Origin of the sequence: Mesorhizobium sp. WSM4310, assembly GCF_007003935.1 — a bacterium.
In the GTDB taxonomy this organism is placed as follows: Bacteria; Pseudomonadota; Alphaproteobacteria; order Rhizobiales; family Rhizobiaceae; genus Mesorhizobium.
On sequence record NZ_VFTA01000005.1, the window covers coordinates 214,498 to 236,662 of the forward strand.

General features: G+C 63.5%; 23 protein-coding genes and 1 tRNA gene. 14 read left to right on the forward strand and 10 right to left on the reverse strand.

Features of this window, described 5'->3' with window-relative positions; genetic code table 11:
• Positions 1 to 16: 16 nt before the first annotated feature.
• On the reverse strand, positions 17 to 1,177 hold the full coding sequence (locus FJV80_RS08760) for a COX15/CtaA family protein (protein ID WP_246688932.1): 1,161 nt from the start codon (positions 1,175 to 1,177) through the stop codon (positions 17 to 19).
• A 152-nt stretch (positions 1,178 to 1,329) separates the two neighbouring features.
• On the opposite strand from FJV80_RS08760, the gene FJV80_RS08765 reads away from it, so the two are divergent.
• On the forward strand, positions 1,330 to 1,545 hold the full coding sequence (locus tag FJV80_RS08765; RefSeq protein WP_095788069.1) for a DUF2842 domain-containing protein: 216 nt from the start codon (positions 1,330 to 1,332) through the stop codon (positions 1,543 to 1,545).
• A gap of 73 nt (positions 1,546 to 1,618) precedes the next feature.
• On the opposite strand, the gene FJV80_RS08770 is transcribed toward FJV80_RS08765, so the two are convergent.
• The gene (locus FJV80_RS08770) at positions 1,619 to 2,677 is read right to left on the reverse strand and encodes a polysaccharide deacetylase family protein (protein ID WP_142876132.1); all 1,059 of its coding nucleotides are present in this window, start codon (positions 2,675 to 2,677) and stop codon (positions 1,619 to 1,621) included.
• Between the two features lie 90 nt (positions 2,678 to 2,767).
• Between FJV80_RS08770 and FJV80_RS08775 the strand changes: the two genes are divergently transcribed.
• A complete protein-coding gene (locus FJV80_RS08775; protein ID WP_142876133.1) occupies positions 2,768 to 3,997 on the forward strand; it encodes a GNAT family N-acetyltransferase in 1,230 nt (409 codons plus the stop codon).
• A 3-nt stretch (positions 3,998 to 4,000) separates the two neighbouring features.
• Here the strand turns inward: FJV80_RS08775 and FJV80_RS08780 are convergent, their stop codons facing one another.
• Complete coding sequence (locus tag FJV80_RS08780) at positions 4,001 to 4,711, reverse strand: GntR family transcriptional regulator (protein ID WP_142876134.1); 711 nt, start codon at positions 4,709 to 4,711, stop codon at positions 4,001 to 4,003.
• A gap of 263 nt (positions 4,712 to 4,974) precedes the next feature.
• Here FJV80_RS08780 and FJV80_RS08785 point away from each other — a divergent pair, with 263 nt between their 5' ends.
• From FJV80_RS08785 to FJV80_RS08810, 6 genes are all read left to right on the forward strand, one after another.
• A complete protein-coding gene (locus FJV80_RS08785) occupies positions 4,975 to 6,063 on the forward strand; it encodes an ABC transporter ATP-binding protein (protein WP_095791589.1) in 1,089 nt (362 codons plus the stop codon).
• 34 nt (positions 6,064 to 6,097) lie between these two features.
• A complete protein-coding gene (locus FJV80_RS08790) occupies positions 6,098 to 7,387 on the forward strand; it encodes a PotD/PotF family extracellular solute-binding protein (RefSeq protein WP_095770419.1) in 1,290 nt (429 codons plus the stop codon).
• 83 nt (positions 7,388 to 7,470) lie between these two features.
• Positions 7,471 to 8,382, forward strand: coding sequence for an ABC transporter permease (locus FJV80_RS08795; RefSeq protein WP_069091951.1), 912 nt, complete (start codon positions 7,471 to 7,473; stop codon positions 8,380 to 8,382).
• 1 nt (position 8,383) lies between these two features.
• The gene (locus tag FJV80_RS08800; protein WP_142876135.1) at positions 8,384 to 9,202 is read left to right on the forward strand and encodes an ABC transporter permease; all 819 of its coding nucleotides are present in this window, start codon (positions 8,384 to 8,386) and stop codon (positions 9,200 to 9,202) included.
• On the forward strand, positions 9,199 to 9,951 hold the full coding sequence (locus FJV80_RS08805; protein ID WP_095770421.1) for an aspartate/glutamate racemase family protein: 753 nt from the start codon (positions 9,199 to 9,201) through the stop codon (positions 9,949 to 9,951). The genes FJV80_RS08800 and FJV80_RS08805 overlap by 4 nt, the downstream gene beginning before the upstream one ends.
• Before the next feature lie 5 nt (positions 9,952 to 9,956).
• Positions 9,957 to 10,796 carry a GNAT family N-acetyltransferase gene (locus tag FJV80_RS08810; protein ID WP_095788253.1) on the forward strand — a complete coding sequence of 280 codons (840 nt, stop codon included), beginning with the start codon at positions 9,957 to 9,959 and terminating at the stop codon, positions 10,794 to 10,796.
• Between the two features lie 28 nt (positions 10,797 to 10,824).
• Here FJV80_RS08810 and FJV80_RS08815 read toward each other — a convergent pair whose 3' ends face one another.
• Positions 10,825 to 13,107 carry a Wzz/FepE/Etk N-terminal domain-containing protein gene (locus tag FJV80_RS08815; protein ID WP_142876136.1) on the reverse strand — a complete coding sequence of 761 codons (2,283 nt, stop codon included), beginning with the start codon at positions 13,105 to 13,107 and terminating at the stop codon, positions 10,825 to 10,827.
• Between the two features lie 256 nt (positions 13,108 to 13,363).
• Between FJV80_RS08815 and FJV80_RS08820 the strand changes: the two genes are divergently transcribed.
• The 5 genes from FJV80_RS08820 to FJV80_RS08840 all read left to right on the forward strand — a co-directional run bounded on the left by FJV80_RS08820 (position 13,364) and on the right by FJV80_RS08840 (position 18,092).
• Positions 13,364 to 13,927 carry a polysaccharide biosynthesis/export family protein gene (locus FJV80_RS08820; RefSeq protein ID WP_027046744.1) on the forward strand — a complete coding sequence of 188 codons (564 nt, stop codon included), beginning with the start codon at positions 13,364 to 13,366 and terminating at the stop codon, positions 13,925 to 13,927.
• Positions 13,928 to 13,937: 10 nt separating this feature from the next.
• Positions 13,938 to 15,068 (forward strand): glycosyltransferase family 4 protein, encoded by a 1,131-nt coding sequence (locus FJV80_RS08825; RefSeq protein ID WP_142876137.1) that lies wholly within the window; start codon positions 13,938 to 13,940, stop codon positions 15,066 to 15,068.
• A gap of 89 nt (positions 15,069 to 15,157) precedes the next feature.
• Complete coding sequence (locus tag FJV80_RS08830) at positions 15,158 to 16,693, forward strand: undecaprenyl-phosphate glucose phosphotransferase (RefSeq protein WP_142876138.1); 1,536 nt, start codon at positions 15,158 to 15,160, stop codon at positions 16,691 to 16,693.
• Positions 16,690 to 17,961 (forward strand): O-antigen ligase family protein, encoded by a 1,272-nt coding sequence (locus FJV80_RS08835; protein ID WP_095770425.1) that lies wholly within the window; start codon positions 16,690 to 16,692, stop codon positions 17,959 to 17,961. The genes FJV80_RS08830 and FJV80_RS08835 overlap by 4 nt, the downstream gene beginning before the upstream one ends.
• A 54-nt stretch (positions 17,962 to 18,015) precedes the next feature.
• A tRNA-Pro gene (locus FJV80_RS08840) sits at positions 18,016 to 18,092 on the forward strand.
• A gap of 712 nt (positions 18,093 to 18,804) precedes the next feature.
• Here FJV80_RS08840 and FJV80_RS08845 read toward each other — a convergent pair.
• From FJV80_RS08845 to FJV80_RS08860, 5 genes are all read right to left on the reverse strand, one after another.
• The gene (locus FJV80_RS08845; RefSeq protein ID WP_080643723.1) at positions 18,805 to 18,999 is read right to left on the reverse strand and encodes a DUF1059 domain-containing protein; all 195 of its coding nucleotides are present in this window, start codon (positions 18,997 to 18,999) and stop codon (positions 18,805 to 18,807) included.
• A 127-nt stretch (positions 19,000 to 19,126) separates the two neighbouring features.
• Entirely contained in the window at positions 19,127 to 19,345 is a 219-nt protein-coding gene (locus FJV80_RS08850; protein ID WP_095770895.1) for a hypothetical protein, read from the reverse strand.
• A 70-nt stretch (positions 19,346 to 19,415) separates the two neighbouring features.
• A complete protein-coding gene (locus FJV80_RS34470; protein ID WP_179295889.1) occupies positions 19,416 to 19,592 on the reverse strand; it encodes a hypothetical protein in 177 nt (58 codons plus the stop codon).
• A 164-nt stretch (positions 19,593 to 19,756) separates the two neighbouring features.
• Positions 19,757 to 20,215, reverse strand: coding sequence for a YbaK/EbsC family protein (locus FJV80_RS08855; RefSeq protein ID WP_095770426.1), 459 nt, complete (start codon positions 20,213 to 20,215; stop codon positions 19,757 to 19,759).
• Between the two features lie 185 nt (positions 20,216 to 20,400).
• On the reverse strand, positions 20,401 to 20,685 hold the full coding sequence (locus FJV80_RS08860; RefSeq protein ID WP_142876153.1) for a helix-turn-helix transcriptional regulator: 285 nt from the start codon (positions 20,683 to 20,685) through the stop codon (positions 20,401 to 20,403).
• Between the two features lie 281 nt (positions 20,686 to 20,966).
• On the opposite strand from FJV80_RS08860, the gene FJV80_RS08865 reads away from it, so the two are divergent.
• Positions 20,967 to 21,581 (forward strand): hypothetical protein, encoded by a 615-nt coding sequence (locus FJV80_RS08865; RefSeq protein WP_142876139.1) that lies wholly within the window; start codon positions 20,967 to 20,969, stop codon positions 21,579 to 21,581.
• A gap of 163 nt (positions 21,582 to 21,744) precedes the next feature.
• Here FJV80_RS08865 and FJV80_RS08870 read toward each other — a convergent pair whose 3' ends face one another.
• Positions 21,745 to 22,128 (reverse strand): hypothetical protein, encoded by a 384-nt coding sequence (locus tag FJV80_RS08870; protein WP_142876140.1) that lies wholly within the window; start codon positions 22,126 to 22,128, stop codon positions 21,745 to 21,747.
• Between the last annotated feature and the right edge of the window lie 37 nt (positions 22,129 to 22,165).

Here is a 22,165-nt window from a genome sequence, read left to right on the forward strand (position 1 = left end):
CCGCAGTCACATAGCGTTAGACGTAGCGAGGCAGTTCGACTGCAAAGTAGACTATTGCAGCTGCCAAGAGACCAAAGAGAATGTATCTGCGTTTCATCGGTGGCCGTGTCGGCAGTGGATAGGCGCCCTTGGTGCCGCGCCAATGCGCGGCGGCAAAGCCCAGCACGATCAGTGCAAAAGCTTGATGGGTCAGTGCCATATGCAGCGGCACCTGCATCAGCAGCGTACCGACGCCGATCGAGGCCTGCACCAGCACCAGCACAAACAACAGCGTCGCGCGGCGGGCATGGGTCGAGCCGGGCAGCCGACGACGCGTGGCGATCATGTGCCAGAGCGCGACGGTGAAGACCGTATAGGCGCCGAGCCTATGGATGAACTGCACCGTCTTCGGGCTCTCGAAGAAATTGCGCCACGCCGGCTCGAGGATCAGCAAATCACCCGGGATGATCTTGCCGTCCATCAGCGGCCAGGTGTTGTAGCTCAGGCCGGCGTCGAGCCCGGCGACCAGGCCGCCGAGATAGATCTGGATTAGCGCCAGAAGCACGATGAAGCCGGCCAGACGCTGCGTCGAGCGATCGGCGGCGGGCTCCGAATGCGGCGCCAGGCCACGCGCGACGACCATGGTGGCGGTAAAGATCAGCGCCGCCAGCGTCAGGTGCGTCGCCAGCCGATACTGGCTCACGGACACACGGTCGACCAGGCCTGAGGCCACCATCCACCAGCCGATAGCGCCCTGCAGGCCGCCGAGAAGCAGAATGCCGACCAACTTTGGCCCCAGGCCGCGCTCGATACGGCGGCTCCCCCAGAAGAGCAGCAGCGGCAAGGCGAAAACCAAGCCGACGCTGCGCGCCAAGAGACGGTGCGCCCACTCCCACCAGAAGATCGACTTGAACGCCTCGATGCTCATGCCCTTGTTGAGCTCGGTGTATTGCGGGATCTGCTGGTAGCGCTGGAATTCCTCCTGCCACTCGGCGTCGTTGAGCGGCGGGATGATACCGTGGATCGGTTGCCATTCGGTGATCGACAGGCCGGACTCCGTAAGCCGCGTGGCGCCGCCGACCACCACCAGGGCAAACAGCACCAGAAGCACGACATAAAGCCAGCCACGCACAAGCGCGCGGTTGTGCAGGTCGCGGTCGCGGGCGACGTATGGCGCGGCGGCTGATACGGCAGCCATGATCTTGTCCCGTCCGGTTGAGGTGGCGGATTGGTGAACCATCGCATTCGTGCTGGCAAGACCATGCAGCGCGGCACGCCGTCGCGCCCGATGTCGCGGGTTGCGCCTGTCCGGCGTTCGGCCTAAGCGGTAGCGATCAACGAGGCCGAGCCATGCCCATTCGCCTGAAAAAGCTGATCGGAATGTTCCTGCTGGTGGCACTGGTCATCATCTATGCCCTGGTCGCATCGATCGTTGCCGTCGCCCGTCTGTCGGAATCGGGCGCGCTGGTGCACTTCCTGTTCTTCCTGTTCAGCGGCCTGCTCTGGGTGCTGCCGGCGATGGGCATCATCAAGTGGTTGATGCTGGAACCGCGGGCGAAGCGCTGAAACGGGCTGGCTCGGTTTGCAGAGGCATAGACGGCTGGATCAACGCGCACGGCGGATTGACGACAAACCCCGGTCAGACGGTGACGACCATCTTGCCGGCATTGGCGAGCGGCGTCGTCACGCCCGACAGCATGGTGCGGATATGGGCGAGGTTCTGGTACCGGCCATTGATCGAAATGCGCGGCAAGGCATGCAGGAAGCCGGCATGTTCGGCGCGCAGCACGCCATGGCGGGTCGTCACGGCGGAGACATAGCCGGCGTCGCGGGCAAAGCCGACTTCTCGGCAGCCGACCGCGCTTGCATAGCCATAGGGATAGGCGAAATGGAGTGGTTCGCTGCCAAGCTCTGCTCGCAACATGTCCTTCACAGCGTCGATCTCGCGCCGCGCATCGGCCTCGGAGAGCCGCTTCAGATTGCTGTGATTGATCGTATGGGCGCCGATCGTGACCAGCGGATGCGCGGCGACGGTGCGGATCTCATCCCAGTTCATCAGCGTCCGCAGGCGCGAGGCATCCGCGTCGACGCCATTTGAGCTGGCGAGATCGCGCAGCACGGTGCGCAGATCTTCCTCGCGAACCTCGGTGGCGAGGTAGGCGTGCAACCGGGTTATGGCCTGGCTTTTCCGGGACGAGGTCGCGCAATCGATCACCGCCGGACCATTCGAGGTCGACAAAGTCAGGCGGTCGGACGCGTTGACGATATCCTCGGCCACATCCCACCACAGATCGGCGGTGCCGTCGATCAGCCCTGGCGCCACATAGATGGTCACCGGCGCGCCGTGCTTCTCCAGCACCGGCAGGGCCTCGGTCATGTTGTCGCGATAGGCATCGTCGGCGGTGATGGTGGCGAACCGGCCGCCCTTGCCGCCTGCCTTGATGCGCTCCACGGCCTCGTCCATCGAGACGAAAACATAGCCGTCCGCCTTCATGTCGGCGATCACGGCGTCGAGGAAACTGGGCGCGATGTTGAGGTGCCGGTTGACGCTGTCGGGCTTTTCCGGTGTCGCCGTCACGCGGTGCAGCATCAGGATGGCGCCGATGCCGCCGACAAACGGCCTGGCCAGCGGTGCGAGGCCGGTATAACGGGCGACGTTGAGCGCCAGCTTCCGGATTGCCTCCCCACCGTCGATCATTCATTCACCTTTTGCGCCTAGGCTGATCCAAGCACGGAATACGCCTGAGCGCGCCCCAAATCGGGATCAATACGCCTTAAGGATTGAGGTATGGTTGACGCAATGGCGTCATTTGACGGCAATCGGCTCGCGGCGACCGAGGCTTCGCCACGCGCCCTGCCGAAGGACGCCGCCGGGCCATCGGTCTCCGTTGCAGCAGCCGACGGGCTCGCGGCCTATGCAGGGTTCTGCCGCTCGGCGATTTATGCGCCGGCACAGGGCGCGACATGGATCCTGAACTGGGCCGCGCAGTTCGAGCCCGATCTGTTGGTGGCGACGCTCACTCTTGGAGGCAGGCCGGTTTTCGCGCTGGCGCTGGAAGTTGTCAGCCAGGGGCCGTTCCGGGTCGCCCGTTTCATGGGTGGCCGCCATGCCAATGGCAATTTCTCGGCCGCTGACCCGCAATGGCTGGCCAGGGCGGAGAGCGCGGCCGTCGGATCAGTGTTTCGGGCCATCGCCAAGGCTCGGCCCGACATCGATCTCATCGCGCTGGAACGATTGCTGCCCGATCTCGATGGCATCGCCAATCCGCTCGCATCGCTCGATCATTTCGCCAGCCCCAATCTTTCGCTGGCCATCGACCTTGGCGGGGGCTTCGAGGCGCTGCTGCTGCGCGCTAGCGGCAAGCGCAAACGCAAGAAACATCGGTCGCAGATGCGCAAATTCGACGCCGTCGGCAGCCATCGGCGCATCGAGGCGCGCAGCCCCGACGAGGTGGAGCGATTGCTCGACGCCTTCTTCGAGATGAAGGAGCTCCGCTTTCGCAGGATGGGCATTGCCAATGTCTTCGGCGGCGACCAGACGCGCGCCTTCTTCCGGGCGCTGTTCACGCAGGCCCTGGCCGAGGACACGCCCTCGTTCGTGCTGCATGGCTTGGAGGTTGCCGGCAAGCTGCGCGCCATCACTGGATCGAGCCGCTGCGGCAAGCGCCTGATCTGCGAGTTCGGCGCGATCGCCGAGGACGATCTCTCGCACAGCAGTCCCGGCGATTTCCTGTTCTTCGACAACATCCAGGAAGCCTGCGAGACGGGTTTCGCCGTCTATGATTTCTCCGTCGGCGACGAACCCTACAAGCGGCAGTGGTGCGATGTCGAAACCAGGCATTTCGAGGTGCTGGTCCCACTGACGCTGAAGGGCCGCGCGCTGGCGCAGACGCTTCGCCAGGGCGCGCGGTTGAAGGCTTTCGTCAAGAACAGCCCGACGATCTGGAAACTGACCAAGATGCTGCGCCGCAAGGCAGCCGGACAGGCAGCGCAAGCCGCCACGGACGACGAAAACTAGCCGTCAGAAATTGAGAGCCTCGCGAAGCGCCGGACCCGCCCTGACGCGCAGATCGAGATCGGCCTCGATATGGTCGATATGATGCAGCATCAGCTGGCTGGCCCGTTCGCAATCGCTGCTCTCCAGCGCTCCGACAATTTCCGTGTGCTCGCTGTGCCCGCAGGCTGACACGCCAGACCGCCCGTAAAGCGCGATGACAAGCGAGGAGCGCGCGACCAGTTCCTCCATGAAGCGCTGCAGGATGCCGTTGCCGGCGACCGAAGCAAGCAGCAGATGGAAATCGCCGGACGCCTTGATCTCGGAACGCCGCGCGGTCGGACCGCGTTCGGCAATGAAGCGGCCCTCCTCGTCGAGTTGCGCCCTGAAGGCCGCGATGTCGGCGGCGGTGACGCGCCCGCAGGCGGCAACGGCAATGCCGGGCTCGATCAGCCGGCGCGAGGCGAACACCTGGCGGGCCTCCTCGGGCGAGGGGTTGGCGACGAACGCGCCGCGGTTGCGCTCCGTGCGCACCAGGCCTTCGAAGGACAACATCTGCAGGGCCGCGCGCGCCACGGTGCGCGAGACATCGAACAGCGTGCCAACCTCGCCCTCGGACAGCTTGGTGCCCGGCGCCAGCCGGCGGTCGACGATGGCGTCGCGCAGATTGTCGCGGATCGCCTGTGCGCGATCCTGATTGGCGCTGTCGGTGGAATAGATTTGATCGGCAATATTCATGGCGATGATGTTCCCGCACCCTTCTAACGCGACTCGCCGTCTGCGCACGAGAGGCAAAGTGAACACAAAGCCGGAAAAGATTGCATACGATTTTTGTGCAGATCGCGCACAATAGCCCATAATTTGTGCAATGCACAAGACAGCCCGCCAGACAGGCAACCGCAGGCAGGCCTGATTTTCCAGACAATTCAAATGCTTGGCCAGTCACCCCGATATTGGCACGCATGATGCATTGGTTAATGCGACCAAACGGGGAAGCCTGAATGTCCAAAGCCGCCGAGATCGACATCGTGTCCGTTTCGAAAGTCTATGGAACGACGACCGCCGTCGAGGATATCAGCCTGAAGATACCGGCGGGCACCTATTGCTGCCTGCTCGGCCCCTCCGGCTGCGGCAAGACCTCGACGCTGCGCATGATCGCCGGCCACGAAAGCATCTCGTCCGGCGATATCAGGCTCGGCAACGCCGTCGTTACCGACCTGCCGCCGGCCAAGCGCGGCACGGCGATGATGTTCCAGTCCTATGCGCTGTTTCCGCATCTCGACCTCATCGACAATGTCGCCTTCAGCTTGAAGATGAAGCGCGTCGACAAGGAAAAGCGCCGCGCCAAGGCGCTCGACATGCTGAAGCTGATGCAGATGGAGGCCTATGCGACGCGCCGCCCGGCGCAGCTTTCCGGCGGCCAGCAGCAGCGCGTCGCGCTCGCCCGCGCCCTGATCACCGATCCGGAAGCACTGCTGCTCGACGAGCCGCTTTCGGCGCTCGATCCGTTCCTGAAGATCCGCATGCGCGCCGAGCTGAAGAGATTGCAGATGTCGCTCGGCATCACCTTCGTGCACGTCACCCACAGCCAGGAGGAGGCGATGGCGCTTGCCGACCTGATCGTGGTGATGAATGACGGCCGTATCGAACAGGCGGCGCCGCCGCGCGACGTGTTCGAGCGGCCGGCCACGGCCTTCGTCGCGCGCTTCATGGGCGACCACAACGTCATCTCCGGCCGGGTCACCGGCAGCCGAGACGGCATGGTCGTCTTCGACGTCAATGGTGGCGGCACGCTCGCCGCCAGCGGCAAGCCGCAGCAGGCGGGCGCCTCGATCGACATCGCCATCCGCACCGACCATGTGCGCATCGGCGCGGCACCCGCGCCCGGGCTCGGCTTCACCGGCATCGTCGCCAACATCGAATATCGCGGCGCCACCGTGAAGCTCTCCGCCACCGGTGCCGGCATCGACGATTTCACCGTCATCATCGACGATTCCGAGTTCTTCGCCAGACCCGTCGCCATTGGCGACGCCGTACCGCTCGCCTGGGATGCCGAGGATGCGATCGTCCTCGGCCGCCTTCATTCATGACATCAACCAAGCAAAACAAGACAGGGGAATAGACATGACAGACACAATGCAACCCAAGACTGGCATCTCGCGCCGCTCGCTGCTCAAGACGGGTGCGGCCGCCGTCGGCCTCGCCGCCGGATCGGGCGTCATCACCGGCTTCCCGACCATCTGGGCGCAGTCCAACATCACGCTGCGGCAGTTCGGCACCGGCGTGTCGAACCTCAACGCCATCGCCGACAAGTGCAAGGCCGACCTCGGCATCACACTGGAGATGACGGCGACCGATTCCGACGCCGCCGCCCAGCGCGCCGTGACCCAGCCCGACAGCTACGACATCGCCGATATCGAATACTGGATCTGCAAGAAGGTGTTCCCCACCGGCGTGCTGCAGCCGATGGATGTCAGCAAGCTGAAATATTACGACGAGCTGGTGCCGCTGTTCAAAACCGGCAAGCTCACCCCCGACAGCGTGATCGCGCAGGGCACCGCGCCGCACACGGTGGGTTATGTCGAGGCGCAGGACTCCAAGACCTTCGCCAAGGCGCCGACCAACTGGTTCACCATGGTGCCGACCATCTACAACGCCGACACGCTGGGCATCCGTCCCGACCTCGTCGGCCGCGACATCACCAGCTGGGCCGACATCATGGACCCGGCCTTCAAGGGCAAGACAGCCATCCTCAACATCCCGTCCATCGGCATCATGGATGCCGCCATGATCATGGAAGCCAGCGGCAACATCAAATATGCCGACAAGGGCAACATGACCAAGGACGAGATCGACAAGACGATCGACTTCCTGATCAAGGCCAAGCAGGGCGGCCAGTTCCGCGCCTTCTGGAAGTCCTTCGACGAGAGCGTCAACCTGATGGCGTCGGGCGAAGTCGTCATCCAGTCCATGTGGTCGCCGGCAGTGGCCGCCGTGCGCTCCAAGGGCATCGCCTGCCGCTTCCAGCCACTCAAGGAAGGCTACCGCTCATGGGGCGGCGGTCTCGGCCTTGCCGCCCACCTCAAGGGCGCCGAACTCGACGCCGCCTATGAATACATCAACTGGTACACGTCGGGCTGGGTCGGCGGCTACCTCAACCGCCAGGGTTACTACTCGGCCAACATGGTCTCGGCCAAGAAGTTCATGACCGAGGACGAGTGGGGCTACTGGATCGAGGGCAAGCCGGCCAAGGGCGAGATCAAGGCGCCCGACGGCACCGTCATGGAAAAGGCCGGCGCCGTGCGCGATGGCGGCTCCTTCGAAGAGCGCATGGGCAAGGTCGCCTGCTGGAACTCGGTGATGGACGAGGACCGCTACATGGTGAAGCGCTGGAACGAGTTCATCGCGGCGTAAGGCTGCGCCTCTCCTCTTCCCCTTCTCCTGCTGGAGAAGGGGAAGGCAGCTCCGCCCGGACAGCACCCGCACCGAGAGCCTAGATGACAGTCGCCCTCGAACGTCCCACCATAGCCGCCAGTCCCATCAGGCGTCGCCGTCGCTTTTCGCTCGGCGCCGTCACGCCCTATCTGCAGTCGGCTCCGCTGGCGCTGATCCTCGGCGCGTTCCTGCTTTTGCCCATCATCATGATCGTCGTCGTGTCCTTCTGGGATTACGACTTCGCCGCCATGTATCCGGATTTCCTGACAACCAACTATTCCGACGTGCTGGGCTCCTGGGTCACCTGGAAGACCTATCTCAATACCATCAAATTCGCGGCCATCGTCTGGGCGCTGACCTTGTTCATCGGCTTCTGGGTCGCCTATTTCCTCGCCTTCCACATTCGCACCACCGCCATGCAGATGGTGCTGTTCCTGGTCTGCACCGTGCCGTTCCTGACCTCCAACATCATCCGCATGATCTCGTGGATCCCGGTGCTCGGCCGCAATGGGCTGATCAACTCGACGCTGGTGCATATGGGCCTGGTGCCAAAACCCATCGAATGGCTGCTCTATTCCGAATTCGCGGTCGTGCTCGCCATGGTGCACCTCTACACGCTGTTCATGGTGACGCCGATCTTCAATACGCTGATGCGCATCGACCGCTCACTGGTCGAGGCCGCCCGCGACGCAGGCGCCTCCGGCTGGCAGGTGCTCTGGAACGTCATCATTCCTCTGGCCAAGCCCGGCATGGCGATCGGCACCATCTTCGTCGTCACGCTGGTGATGGCCGATTTCTCCACCGTGCAGGTGATGTCGGGCGGCCAGAGCGCGTCCGTGGCGCTGATGATGAAGAACCAGATGTCGCTGCTGCAATATCCGGCCGCCGCTGCCAACGCCGTGGTGCTTTTGGTGCTAGTGCTCTTGATGGTCGCCGGCATCCTGCGCATCGTCGATATCCGCCGGGAGCTTTGACGTGAGCCACGAGAAACGCACCCTCGAATTTTATGTGCTGGCGGCCTTCTTCGCGCTGTTCGTGCTGTTCCTCTACGGCCCGCTGTCGGCGATCCTGATCCTGTCGTTCCAGGGCGAGACCGGGGGCCTCACCTTCCCGCTCAACGGCGTGTCGCTGCACTGGTTCGCTAATCTGTTCGAGCGCCAGTCGGTCGGCGATTTCGGCGGCAGCTTCAAGCGCTCGCTGGTGCTGGGGCTGATGGTGATGGTCGTCACCGTCATCGTGTCGCTGCTGGCGGGCCTTGCCTTCCGCCGCAAGTTTCGCGGTGCCACCGCCCTGTTCTATTTGGCGGTCGCCAGTCTCGTCGTGCCCTCCATCATCATCTCGCTGGGCATCGGCGTCGTCTTCCAGCAGGTCGGCTTGCGCCCAGCCTGGTATACCTCGGCCTTCGGCGCGCAGCTGACCTGGACCTTGCCGTTCGGCGTGCTCATCATGTTCGCCGTCTTCAACCGCTTCTCGCCGGCCTATGAGGAGGCCGCGCGCGATCTCGGCGCCACCTCCTGGCAGACCTTCGTCCATGTCGTGCTGCCGATGATCACGCCGAGCCTGATCGGCGTCGGCCTGTTCGGCTTCACGCTCTCTTACGATGAGTTCGCGCGCACGCTGATGACATCGGGAACCTTCAACACGCTGCCGCTCGAGATCTATGGCATGACCACCAATGTCACGACGCCGGTGCTCTACGCGTTGGGCACGGTGACCACCGTGTTCTCCTTCCTGGTGATCCTGGCGACGCTGGGCGCCATCCTCTATGTCGGCCGCCGCCGGGCGAGAGCATGACCGTGCAGATCCTGGTAGTGAACCCCAACACGACGGCGAGCATGACCGAGACCATCGCGGCCGCCGCGCGCGGCGTCGCTGGCGTCCGGACTGAAGTCGTCGCCGTCACCTCGTCCACGGGGCCAGCCTCGATCGAAGGCTATTATGACGAGGCGATGGCCGTGCCGGGTCTTTTGATGGAGATCGCCGCCGGCGAACGCCGCGGCGTGCAGGCGGCGATCATCGCCTGTTTCGACGACACCGGCCTCGACGCCGCGCGGGCCATGGCCGCCATTCCCGTCATCGGCATCTGCGAGGCGGCACTCAGCATGGCCTCCTTCATCGCCCAGCGCTTCACCGTCGTAACCACCACCGAACGCTCGCGCGTGCCGGTGGAGGGGCTGGTGCAACGCTACGGCATGGCCGGACGGGCGCGTGTGCGCGCCGCCGACATTTCGGTGCTGGCGCTCGAGGATCCGGCATCGGGAGCAGTTGGCAAGCTGCGCGACGAGATCGCCCGGGCCGTGGAGCAGGATCGTGCCGAGGCGATCGTGCTTGGCTGCGCCGGCATGGCGGACCTTGCGCACCAGTTGCAGGCGGATTTCGGACTGCCTGTCATCGACGGTGTCGGCGCCGCGATCAAGCAGGCCGAAGCGCTCATTGCGCTCGGCCTTTCGACATCGAAGCGCGGCGCCTATGCCAGCCCGCTGGCCAAGCCCTATCGCGGTATGCTGAAATCGTTCTCGCCCGGAGCTGTCGCCGCGGAGTGAGCACCATGAATCGAACCGTCCGCACGCTGTCGCTGGGGGAATTGACCGACCTCATCGACTGGGCGGCTGCGGAGGGCTGGAATCCCGGCCTGGAAGACGCGGCGATGTTCCAGGCGGCGGACCCGGAGGGTTTCATCGGTGCCTTTGTCAGGGATGAAATGGTCGCCGCGATCTCGGCGGTGGCCTATGGACAGGATTTCGGTTTCATCGGCCTTTACATCTGCCGCCCGGACATGCGCGGCAACGGCCACGGCAAGGCGGTGTGGACCGCGGGCATGGACAGGCTGGCCGGGCGCACCATCGGCCTCGATGGCGTCGAGGAGCAGCAGGCCAACTACCGCAGCAAGGGGTTCGAGCCGGTCTACGAGACCATCCGCTACAGCGGACGACCCGCGGCCCTGCCCGTCCGCGCCGAGCGGCCTAGCATGGCGAGTGCGCAACCGACGCCCGACATCATCGCCTATGATGCCCTTTGCTTTCCCGCGCCCCGGCGGTCCTTCCTGCAGCGATGGCTGCAACCGCCACATCATCATGCCGTAACGGCGATCACGTCGCGGGGAACGGCTGGCTATGCGGTGGCGCGAGCCTGCCGCAGCGGCTTCAAGATCGGCCCACTTTTCGCCGACGACGAGCAGACCGCGCTTGAATTGCTCGGGGAGCTGGCGGGCGCGTGTAAGGGTGGCGAATTGAACATCGACGTGCCGGCCACCCAGGTGGATTTCATCGCGGCGCTCGAGGCGGCGGGCTTCACACCGACCTTCAGCACCACCCGCATGTACAAGGGCGCGCCGCCGAAGCTCGATGCCAAGAGGGTATTCGGCGTGACGACGCTGGAGCTGGGATAGGTGGCGCGCGCCGCTGAACGCGGTTTTTTCAGGCCGCGGAGCGCCGTCCCGGAGTGCCCGGCGGCTCGTGGCCAATCGGCGTCACCAGCGTCAGGTCGGGGTAACCGCTCTCGATCAGATTGACCGCGGCCTTGGTGACCTCGTCGTCCGGTTCGAGCATGGACAGGAACACCTCTGTGGCATCGGCCCCGAGACGGCTGATGCCTTGCGCGTCGGCCGGCCCGCATTCGACCACCACCAGATCATAGGCGGTGGTCAGTGACTGCATGATGATCGGCAGCCGGTCGGCGGCGCGCATGGCGCGGACCGGATCGGCGGTGCCGACCGGGATAACGTGGCAGTCCGAATAGAGATCGGCATGGATGACGTCGCTGAACTGCGCCTGCGAGGCGAGCAGATCGGTGATCCCCGGGAAAAGCCCGCTGTCCAGCATCGGCCGCGAGGCGGCACCAGAGGCGGTGAGGTCGAGCAGCAGGACGCGCAGGCCAGCGTCGGACACCTCGCGCGCCACGAGGATCGCCGACGCGGCTGCCTCGTCGCCTTCGGGCGAAACGAATATGGCGCGGGCGGCCCCGCTGGCGATCAGCTTTTCCGCGGCCTTCTCGATGTCGATTTCACCCAGCACCGAGCGCGGCCGCTGGACCTCTACAACCGGCTCCGGCTCGGTGACCGATTCGACTTCGGCGACAGGCTCGGCCTTGACGGCAGGCTCGGGCTCGGCAAAGGGCCGCGGTTGCGCCACTATCTCCGGGTCCGCAGCCGCCTCGGACCATTGCGCCTCGGCGCCAGGATTGGCGAACCCGCCGGCGACAGCCGGCTCCAGGCGGGCAGATGGCTCAGGGGCGTCCGGCTGCTGGCGCGCCGTTGCCGGCATAGCCACTTCGTCGATCGGCGCAAAACGGGTGCCTGGAGCCGGGCGCATGGCGCGGCCCGAGAAGAGTTCGCGCAACAGCGTGAATATGGCCGCCAGCAGAAGCGAAGCCGCCGCAGCTGCCCCAACGATCGGCCCAATTTTGGGGAAGTATGGCTCGGAGGGCACCGAAGCCGGTGAGGCGATGCGGGCGTCGACCGGCACATAATTGCGGTCCTGACGCGAAGCTGCCTCGCGGTAATTGGTCAGATAGAGCTCGAGCTGCTGGCGCTTGGCGGCGGCGTCGCGCTGCAGCGCGTCGAGATCGACCTGCTGTTCGCCGGCCTGCGCCGAAGCCGCCTTCAGTTGGTTGACGTCGGAGACGAGCTGGCTTTCGCGCGCCCTGGCGGCGTCGGCCTGCATCACCAGGCCCTTCATGATCTTCTGGGCTTCGCTGCGGATCTGCGCGTCGAGATCGGCGAGCTGTGACTTTGCGGCGCGAACGCGCGGGTGGTTGTCGAGCATCGTCGTCGACAGGTCGGCGATGGTGGCGCGCAGCTCGGCCTGACGCTCCCGCAAACGCTGGATCAGGTCGGACGACAGCACTTCCGGCAGCGAATCCAGCGAGCCGCCATTCTGCAGCGCCTTGCGCACGCTGTCGGCGGTGCCTTCGGCCGCGGCGCGGTTGGCCCGCACCCGCGACAATTCGGTCGACAGTTCGGCCAGCTGCTGGGTTGCCAGGGTGGCATTGTTGCCGCCCATCAGCAGGTCGGACTGCGCGCGGTAGGCTGCGACCTTGGCCTCGGCATCCCTGACCTGCTTCGACAGGTCGGCGATCTCGGGCGCCAGAAAATCAGCCGCGGCAGTGTTCGATTCACTCTTGGCCGCGCCCTGCCCCGCAATATAGGCAGCGGCAATGGCATCTGGGATGGCGGCGGCGAGCTTGGGATCCTCCGAGGAGAACTCGATGGCGATGATGCGGGTCTTTTCAACGCCGAAGACGTTGAGCTTCTCGCGCATCTTCTTCAACACGCGTTCGTCGGCCGGAACATCCATCGGGTCGTTCTTCAGCCCAAGCAGGATCAGCACGCGGCTGACCGCCGACATGTTGATCGTTTCGTCGAACTCACGCAGCCGCGCCAGACCGAGTTTCTGCGCCACCTGCTTGAGGATTTCGTTGGACGAAATGATCTGGACCTGGGTGGCGACGCCTTGTTCGTCGAGGATCGGCTTGTCGCCATCATTGTTGCTGCCGGCCGGACGGGTGTAGACGGATTCGCGCGGGGCGATTTCCACCTGCGTCTGGGCCTTGTAATGCTTGGTCGCGAACGAAGCGAACGCAAACGCCAGACCGGTCACCACCAGAACGAAGAGCAATATGCGCAGCCAGTTCCTCGCCAGGCTGGCGAAGAGCTGCCTGAGGTCAACGTCGACATCTGCGGCCGCGGACTGAACGGACATGCATCCCTACTCCGAAACTGGGTCGGGATGCACCGTAAACAACTATGGTAACTCAGCCGTTAAGATCGCGGTAATACTCCATTAGGAATACTGGCCGCGCCCCAAGAAAAACGATAAAAATGGCAAAACCCCTGCTTCGTGCAGCGCTATCGGCCGGCTCCTTTACCGGCCATTAACCCTAACAGGATGATAACGGACCCGATCCCAGATGTTTGCTGCGATGCCGCAGCGGCCAGTCGAAGGTACGTATCCGGTCATGAAAAGCACTGCTTCTCTCTTTCACGCTCTGCTTGCCGTATCGATGCTTGCCGGCTGCTCCAGCTACCGCCCGACGCCGGCTGCCTTCCACGAGGTCCTCGACCAGCCTTACCGTCTCGGCGCCGGCGACCGTGTCCGCGTCACCGTGTTCGAGCAGGATGGCCTGACCAACACCTACAGCGTCGACCAGTCCGGCTACCTCTCCTTCCCGCTCGTCGGCGCCATTCCGGCGCGTGGCCACACCGCGCAGCAGATGGAAAAGGAGATCGCCGACAAATTGCGGCAAGGCTATCTGCGCGACCCCGACGTCTCGGTCGAGATCGATCGCTACCGGCCGATCTTCGTCATGGGCGAAGTGGGTGCCGCCGGTCAGTATTCCTATGTGCCCGGCTTGACCGTGCAGAAGGCCATCGCCATTGCCGGCGGTTTCTCGCCACGCGCCAACCAGGAAAGCGTCGACATCACCCGCGACATCAACGGCAAGGTGATGACCGGCCGCGTGGTGACATCCGATCCGCTGCTGCCTGGAGATACCGTCTACGTCCGCGAACGCCTGTTCTGACAGACACCACGTGGCGGACAAGCTCAGGATCGTCCACTGCTTTCGTTCACCGGTCGGAGGAATTTTCCGCCATGTGCGCGACCTGACCGAAGCGCAGGTCGCCGCCGGCCATGTGGTCGGCATCGTCTGCGATTCGACCACGGGCGGCGAATTCGAGGAGCGCCTGTTCGAGCAGATGAAGGACATGCTGGCGCTCGGCATCCATCGCACGCCAATGCAGCGCCATGTCGGCCCGGGGGATCTCGCCTCGGCCCGGCGCACCTACAGGATCATCAAGGAATTGCGGCCGGACGTGTTGCATGGACACGGCGCCAAGGGTGGCGCCTATGCCCGTCTGTTCGGCTCATTGTTGCGGGTATCAAGGTCTCGCGTAGCCCGCCTTTATTCGCCGCATGGCGGCTCTCTCCACTATGACGAAACGACAGCCACGGGGAAGCTGTTCTTCGCGCTGGAGCGCTCCATGGCGCACTTCACCGATTGCCTGCTGTTCGTCTCGGACTACGAGCGGCGAACCTATCGCAGGAAGGTGGGCGAGCCGCCGATCCCTAACACGCTGGTCTACAACGGACTGCGCGCCACCGAATTCGAGCCGGTACTCATCGGACCCGATGCGGCGGATCTACTCTATATCGGCATGATGCGCGACCTGAAGGGGCCCGACATCTTCATCGACGCCCTGGCCGCCGCCGGCCCGCGGCTTGGCCGCGCGCTGAGCGCGGTGATGGTCGGCGACGGCGACGACCTGCCGCGCTACCACGCGCAGGTAAAGCGCCTGGGACTTCAAGGCCATGTCCGCTTCCTGTCGCCAATGCCGGCCAGGGAAGCCTTCGGACTTGCCGAACTCGTCGTCGTTCCATCCCGCGCGGAAGCCATGCCCTATATCGTGCTGGAAACACTTGCCGCGGCAAGACCGATGATCGCCACCTCCGTCGGCGGCATACCGGAGATCTTCGGTTCCGGCTCCCCTGCCCTGATCCGCCCCGATCCGGCCGAACTGGCCGGCAAGATGAGCGAGGCGCTGGCCGACCTTGCCGCCTATGGCGCCCTGATGCCCGATGGCCCCGGCCTCAGGGCGCGCTTTGGCGCCGACGTAATGGCCGCCGAAATCGAGAAGGCCTATTTCGCCGCGCTCGGCAGGTAACGCCTGACCCTTTCCAAAGCCACGCGTTGTTTCAAGGGTTTCTTAGCTCTCTTTTGCTATTCACCCTGGGGAAGCTTGCGGACTGTTCCATGAATGAGATCGATCCCGCGCACCGCTTTTCACCCGAAGCGGTGCGTAAATTTGACGGCTCGACTGATGGCGATGCGCCCGGCGGCATGAACGACGTGGCCCGGCAGGTCGCGTCGCAATACCGGCGCGATACGATGTCGCCGATCATGGTCAGCGGCGTCCTGCGCATGGTTGAATTCGGGGTGCTGTTCCTCTCGGGGCTCTGCGTCTATTTCTACTTTGTCGGGTTCTTCAACTATCTCGCCTGGCAATATCCGGTGACGATCGCCGCCGCGTCGTTCCTCGCCGTGGTGCTGCTCGACGTCACCGACTGCTACCAGGTGGTTTCGCTGATGCGGCCGATCGCCAATTTCGGCCGCATCCTGCTGGTCTGGGCCGGCGCCTTCGCGCTGATGGCGTTGACAGCGTTCGCCATGAAGATGTCGGAAGATTATTCGCGGCTTTTGTTCGGCACCTGGTTCGTCGTCGGTTTCGTCCTCCTGTTCGGCCTCAGGCTGGTCATGTCGAGACTGATCCGGCGCTGGGCACGCGATGGCCGCATGGAGCGGCGCGCCGTCATCGTCGGCGGCGGCAAGGCGGCGGAAATCCTGATCCGCTCTGTCGAAAAGCAGCCTTACAACGATATCCGCATCTGCGGCATCTTCGATGACCGCTCCGACAAGCGCTCGCCGCCGATCGTTGCCGGCTATCCCAAGCTCGGCACAATTTCGGAATTGATCGAGTTCGCCCGCATCGCCCGTATCGACATGCTGATCGTGTCGCTGCCGCTGACCGCCGAAACGCGCGTGCTGCAACTGTTGAAGAAGCTGTGGGTGCTGCCGGTCGACATCCGGCTTTCGGCGCATTCCAACGCGCTGCAGTTCCGTCCGCGCGCCTATTCCTTCATCGGCTCGGTGCCGATGCTCGACATTTTCGACAAGCCAATCAACGATTGGGATTCGGTCGCCAAGCGCACCTTCGACATCGTTTTCTCGCTGATCGGAATCATCGTCTTCTCGCCGGTGATGCTGGCGACCGCGATCGCCATCAAGCTCGACAGCAAGGGACCGGTGCTGTTCAAGCAAAAGCGCCACGGCTTCAACAATGAGATCATCGAGGTCTACAAGTTCCGCTCGATGTACACGGATCGGTCGGATCCGACCGCCAAGCAGACCGTGACCAAGAACGATCCGCGCGTCACCCGTGTCGGCCGCTTCATCCGCAAGACCTCGATCGACGAACTGCCGCAGTTCGTCAATTCGCTGCTGGGCTCGCTGTCGCTGATCGGCCCGCGCCCGCATGCGATCGCCGCGCAGTCGCACAACCTTCTCTACAACGAGGTGGTCGACGGCTATTTCGCTCGCCACAAGGTCAAGCCCGGCGTCACCGGCTGGGCGCAGATCAACGGCTGGCGCGGCGAGATGGACACCAATGAGAAGATCCGCATGCGGACGGAGTACGACCTCTACTATATCGAGAACTGGTCGCTGCTGTTCGATCTCAGAATCCTGTTCCTGACGCCGATCCGGCTGCTCAACACGGAAAACGCCTATTGAGCGCGATTTCCCATGAACTGCCGCAAGCCGCGGTCAACGCCAAGCTGACCGCACTGATTTCCTCCAGTGCGGTGGTGGTCGGCATCCTTCTGTCCGGCTTCGTCATCAGCGAGCCGGCGCCTTACGAAATCTACATGGCCGGGCTGATCGCCATCTGGGCGCTCTTCGGCCTGCGGATTTCTCGCGCGGCCATGCCGCTGCTGGTGCTGCTGGTGACGATGAACATCGGCGGCATGATCTCGATGACGCAGATGGCGGACCTCGCCTTCACGCCGCTCTATCTCTCCGTGTCATTGTTTCTCGCCTTCAGCGCGGTGTTCTTCGCGTCGGTGACAGCCACGCAACCAGGCCTCTACCGGCTGATCTTCAATGCCTATGTCGTCTCGGCGGTGGCGACCTCGCTGCTCGGCATAGCCGGCTATTTCCATGCCTTCCCCGGCGCGGAGATGTTCACCAAATACGACCGCGCCGCCGGCGCCTTCCAGGACCCGAACGTCTTCGGGCCGTTCCTGGTGCTGCCCGGCATCTATCTGCTCTATCTGATCCTGACAGGTTCGGTCGCGCGCATGCCGCTGCTGGCGGTGCCGCTGCTGATCATCGCATTGGGCATCTTCTTCTCCTTCTCGCGCGGCGCGTGGGGCATGTTCGCCGTGTCGGCGGTACTGCTCACCGGCTGCCTGTTCCTGCAGAGCGCCAGCGGCAAATTCCGGCTGCGCGTGGTGATCATGACCATCGCCGCGCTGTCAATGCTGACGATCACCATCATCGTCATCCTGCAATTGCCCGGCGTGGCGGAGATGTTCTCCAGCCGCGCGCATCTCGAACAGAGCTATGACACCGCGCGCCTCGGCCGCTTCGCCCGCTACGCAATCGGCTTCCAGATGGCGATGGAGCGTCCGTTCGGCATCGGGCCGCTGGTCTTCGGCAAGATGTTCGGCGAGGACACGCACGACATCTGGCTGAAAATGCTGATGGACTATGGCTGGCTTGGCTTCGTGTCGTTCCTGACGCTCGTCGTCTGGACCATGGTGGCCGGGTTCCGCATCCTCCTGCGCGACCGGCCGTGGCAGCCCTATCTGTTGTGCGCCTATGTCGCCTTCATCGGCAATATCGGCCTCGGCACCTTCATCGACATCGACCACTGGCGCCACATGTATCTGTTGCTCGGGCTGGTGTGGGGCGCCATCGCCCTGGAGTACCGCCATCAGCGGCTGTCGCGGCCGGCATTTCCAGGTGCGCCGGCGATCGCATCCACGCAGGCGCGATAAACGCCGAATTTCGGTTGACCCGGGCAGGGTTATCACGATACATCGCGCTCGGTCCGGAGTGTAGCGCAGCCCGGTAGCGCACTTGACTGGGGGTCAAGGGGTCGTCGGTTCGAATCCGGCCACTCCGACCATTTTAAGACAAGGACTTGCCCCCAAAAGTCCACCTTCATTTTCCATCTCTAGGGTAACGCAGGGAGTACCACTCTCCCTTTCGGTGACGTCCAGCGAGCCGGCGGCGCATCGTTCGCATCTGCCCGTCGATCGGGACTTCTTATCCCGTTTGGATTCGGCACCGGTGCCTCTCGGACGTCTCGCGGCGGTGGATCGACATGTTCAAGCTCCGAGGGCGCTTGATTGTCGCGATGAGGGATTGGTGTCTTCTTGGGGTCGGGCTCCTTCGGAGGAGGATCTTTGATTTTGTTCCGCATATCCAGTTTCCTCCAACCCCTGCCGGCCTCAGGATTAGCCACGGCGCTGCAACAGGGAAAACCGAATCGTCAGCCTCTTGTTCCGTTGTGCCCGTTAAAAACCCGCCACCGTGAGGCAGCGGGTGCTGGCGCGGAATGAGGCTGCGGAAATGACGCCGAAATTCGTCAGCGCACCTTGCGCTTGAGACACTACATCTTTCGGCGGGTAGTGAGCGGACGCTTCGGGTCAGCCAGCACAGCGCTCTCGAGCCCGACTGGTCAGGCCCAGCGGCACCGCTGCTAGTATGTGCGCCCTTGTCGGTCATTGCCCACCACCTTCCGACAGGGTGCCGGCGGACCGATCGCAAAACTTCACCAATATCGCGTCGTACGCTCGGCCAGAGCCGGGCGGAGCTTTACCCAGAGCCGCCTGGGCTCAGGGAGCAGGTGCGCCTTCGTGGATAGATTTCCGGACCTCGGAGCGGAACTCAGGGGTATCGTGTTCCCCATGAACAGACACAGCGTGTTGTACCGCAGCCTCGATCAGTTCGTCCTCCCGATCTGCGGAGATTGCAACGGTGCATTTCATTTCGCTCGGGAATTCTCGGCAGTCAATGTATTTGCGTGCCATAGGTTCCTCCTCGAAATCTCGCTCTTTTCGGCGACCAAACAGCATACTCCTGCCCGCTGACGCAAACAATCTACGTCTATCGGGGGTAGTCTCTCAGTTTGAAATTATTGCGGACAAGGGCGCCAGTTCAATCGAGCTTCTGTATGCGCCCCTTTTCGAGGCGGAACACCCCGCTGTTCCCGCCTTGGCGCTCGAAATCGCTCTGAAGTTCATCCCATGTGCCAAGATACTGGCTGCAATCGGCGCAGCTGATCGGCGTTGAAGGTTGAGCGTCTGTTGGAATCTGCAGACGGATGATGCCGCAATAGGGGCACTCCAATAGATGGTCCAGATACTCGCCGGCCATGATCACTTTCAGCACCCCGCCCGGAACTATCGGGCGAGCAAGCCGCGAACGCAAGGGCTGCAGTACAAAACTACAAGCCGGCGCTCCCTGCCTTCTTCAAGGCGCGGGCGTGGAAAAGAAGCGAAGAACAGTTAGGCCCCAGCAGTCGCACCAGGTCTAGCGCCTGCTCCTCTGATATCCCGGTTTCGATCACCAGGGCTTTTGCGACCTGAGCTTGCCTGATTGAATTGGGATTGGTTTCCGCCACGTCTTGCGCTCCCTGGTGAGGCGGGAGCGCAATGCGGTCTCTCAGCCGGGCGCGCCTTTTGCCAGTTGCACCCGATGTCACCCAAACTAGCGTAGAGATTCGATTAGGCAACTCTATCGGGCGAGGTCGTCAGATTTTCGGCCATGCGGAGCATCGCTCGATCGCTATTGGCAGACATCAATCCATTCGGCGCCGGTAAGGTCGACCATGCGCTGCGGTGCAATCCGTACCGCGGCATTGGTGGCGCCCGCGGCGGGCACCACCTCTTGGAATTCCCGCAGCGAGACGTCGCAATAGATCGGCAGCGGTGCCGGCAGGCCGAACGGGCAGACGCCGCCGACAGGATGGCTCGTGGCGGCAACCACTTCGTCCGCGTCCAGCATGCGCGGCTTGCCGCCGAACTGGTCCTTGAACTTGCGATTGTCCAACCTGGCGATGCCGCTGGTCACCACCAGCATGGTGCGCTCGCCGACGCGTAGGCAGATCGTCTTGGCGATCTGCGCCGGCAGGACGCCGTGCGCCTCCGCCGCCAGCGTCACCGTCGCCGAGCTTGTTTGCGTGACGATGACCTCGATGTCAGGCGCATGAGCGGCGAAGAAGGCACGAACGGAGTCCAGGCTCATAGCGAAAAAACCACAGTTCACCTCGATACACGGCAGACGCGATCGGCGCGGATTTGGATGCCGCAGGAATAAACACGCGCGACCTGTAAATCGGCAAGCCCGGCCTGCTGGAGAACGCCGTGGCATCAACAAGAAACCCGCCAGGCGGGCCTTGGCGGGTTCTTTTTTGCATGGCTGGGCCTGGCCTATGCCAGGGGTCGGCCTTGCGGGGCCGGTTTCGGCGCGGCGGCAACGATGAGGGCGTCCTGAGGCAGGCGAAGCGCGGACGCAATACGACGCAGCTTCGACGCATCGGCCGCCCGGCCGTTCTCGATGTCCTCGATCTCGCCGACCGATAGGCCGCAAGTCAGGGAAAGCTCTTCCACACTGTATCCGCGGGTTTCCCGCATGGCTCTGAGGGTGGTGTAATTCGGCCCGATCTCACCGGCTAACGGTTCGGAGAGGGCATGGCTTTTTGCATTGTTGGGCATTGGCAACTCCGCTGGCTGAAAGAGTTTGATCAAAAATGGAGCGTTGCCTGAGACGAGCAGGAACATGCCCGCTCGCCAGCGATTTGCCAAGAGCCAAACAGGCCGTCACGCTATCGTGAACCGGACCCGCGAGGCGGCGCACGCACATCGCGCCATCAAGTTCTTTTGAACGGCCCGGTACCTTTTTGCCCGGAGGTTTAGGCCCACCTGTTCGTTGTTCTGATGCGCCGGCGTGAAAACCATCCGGTTCCAGCCGGCCCGTTCCCAGAAGGATCCCCGTTATGAACTTCAAGACTTCCCTCCTCGTGCTCGGCACGATTTCCAGCCTTTTCACCGCCGGAGCGGCGACCGCCGAGGCGGCTGACACGCTGCGCGTGCGCGGCACGGTGGTCAGTTTCGAGCCGTCGCTGCTGACCGTCAAAACCCGTCAGGGCGACACCTCCGCGATCGAGCTCAATACCGGGTGGAAGATTTCCGGCGTCGCCAGCGCCTCGCAAAGGGACATCAAGCAGGGCGATTTCCTCGGCATCGCCTCCGTCTCGAAGGCGGATGGCGGCAGCGGCGCGCTGGAGGTGGTGATTTTCCCAGCCGCCCTGAAGGGGACTGGCGAAGGCGACCGTCCCTGGGATCTGCACCCGAACAGCCGCATGACCAACGGCACAGTGGCCGACGTAACCGACATCAGCGGGCGCGCCGTGACGCTGACCTACGACAACGGGCAGACCAAGAAGATTTCGATCCCCGACGGCACGCCCGTCGTGACCTTCGCCCCGGCCACGCCGGCCGATCTCAAGCCGGGCGCGACGGTCTTCGCCACCGCCCAGCGCGAGGCTGACGGGACGCTGAGTTCCAGCCGCGTCGTGGTGGGAAACAATGGCGTGATCCCGCCGATGTAGCCACAATCAGCGGCAAGAGCCGGCTTTTCGGCCCTCACAATAAAGTGTCGGGAAGCCGGTTCCCCAGAAACACGCCGGAAACACAATTCTACAATCGGGAAATACTGACGAAAAAAAACAGGAGCGTAATTCCATTCGCGGCGATCGGGCCATCGACCCGATTTTAAGATCTGCCGGCGAAAGAAGGAAACGATCCATGAAGAAGTCCCTCCTCTCGGCCCTCGGGCTTGCAGTTGCACTTGCTTTCACGGCGCCGGTCATCGGTGCGACGAGCGCCGATGCGGCCCCGATGGCAAAGCATCATCGTCATCATCGCGTCCATCATCACCATGTTCGTCATCACCGCGTTCACCACTACGTTCATCACCGCCACCACATGAAGAAGGCCTACTAAATACAGACTGCCAACGAGACGACCGGCCTTGGTTTCTTGTTCAAGGCTGGTCTTCTCCTGGTCATGCGATGCCAGGCTGGACACCAGGCCTTCGCGAACAGGGCCGGGCATCCCGATGATGGCAAGGCCCGATATCTCCTGGATGGACAGCACCGCTCTGCCTGTCGCGCGATGGCAGCTCACGCTTCGC

What these genes read in the sequence shown, in the direction of transcription:
- FJV80_RS08760 (WP_246688932.1), bottom strand. Translation starts at nt 1,177, where the DNA reads ATGGCTGCCGTATCAGCCGCCGCGCCATACGTCGCCCGCGACCGCGAC.
- FJV80_RS08765 (WP_095788069.1), top strand. Translation starts at nt 1,330, where the DNA reads ATGCCCATTCGCCTGAAAAAGCTGATCGGAATGTTCCTGCTGGTGGCA.
- FJV80_RS08770 (WP_142876132.1), bottom strand. Translation starts at nt 2,677, where the DNA reads ATGATCGACGGTGGGGAGGCAATCCGGAAGCTGGCGCTCAACGTCGCC.
- FJV80_RS08775 (WP_142876133.1), top strand. Translation starts at nt 2,768, where the DNA reads ATGGTTGACGCAATGGCGTCATTTGACGGCAATCGGCTCGCGGCGACC.
- FJV80_RS08780 (WP_142876134.1), bottom strand. Translation starts at nt 4,711, where the DNA reads ATGAATATTGCCGATCAAATCTATTCCACCGACAGCGCCAATCAGGAT.
- FJV80_RS08785 (WP_095791589.1), top strand. Translation starts at nt 4,975, where the DNA reads ATGTCCAAAGCCGCCGAGATCGACATCGTGTCCGTTTCGAAAGTCTAT.
- FJV80_RS08790 (WP_095770419.1), top strand. Translation starts at nt 6,098, where the DNA reads ATGACAGACACAATGCAACCCAAGACTGGCATCTCGCGCCGCTCGCTG.
- FJV80_RS08795 (WP_069091951.1), top strand. Translation starts at nt 7,471, where the DNA reads ATGACAGTCGCCCTCGAACGTCCCACCATAGCCGCCAGTCCCATCAGG.
- FJV80_RS08805 (WP_095770421.1), top strand. Translation starts at nt 9,199, where the DNA reads ATGACCGTGCAGATCCTGGTAGTGAACCCCAACACGACGGCGAGCATG.
- FJV80_RS08810 (WP_095788253.1), top strand. Translation starts at nt 9,957, where the DNA reads ATGAATCGAACCGTCCGCACGCTGTCGCTGGGGGAATTGACCGACCTC.
- FJV80_RS08815 (WP_142876136.1), bottom strand. Translation starts at nt 13,107, where the DNA reads ATGTCCGTTCAGTCCGCGGCCGCAGATGTCGACGTTGACCTCAGGCAG.
- FJV80_RS08820 (WP_027046744.1), top strand. Translation starts at nt 13,364, where the DNA reads ATGAAAAGCACTGCTTCTCTCTTTCACGCTCTGCTTGCCGTATCGATG.
- FJV80_RS08830 (WP_142876138.1), top strand. Translation starts at nt 15,158, where the DNA reads ATGAATGAGATCGATCCCGCGCACCGCTTTTCACCCGAAGCGGTGCGT.
- FJV80_RS08845 (WP_080643723.1), bottom strand. Translation starts at nt 18,999, where the DNA reads ATGGCACGCAAATACATTGACTGCCGAGAATTCCCGAGCGAAATGAAA.
- FJV80_RS08850 (WP_095770895.1), bottom strand. Translation starts at nt 19,345, where the DNA reads ATGGCCGGCGAGTATCTGGACCATCTATTGGAGTGCCCCTATTGCGGC.
- FJV80_RS08855 (WP_095770426.1), bottom strand. Translation starts at nt 20,215, where the DNA reads ATGAGCCTGGACTCCGTTCGTGCCTTCTTCGCCGCTCATGCGCCTGAC.
- FJV80_RS08860 (WP_142876153.1), bottom strand. Translation starts at nt 20,685, where the DNA reads ATGCCCAACAATGCAAAAAGCCATGCCCTCTCCGAACCGTTAGCCGGT.
- FJV80_RS08865 (WP_142876139.1), top strand. Translation starts at nt 20,967, where the DNA reads ATGAACTTCAAGACTTCCCTCCTCGTGCTCGGCACGATTTCCAGCCTT.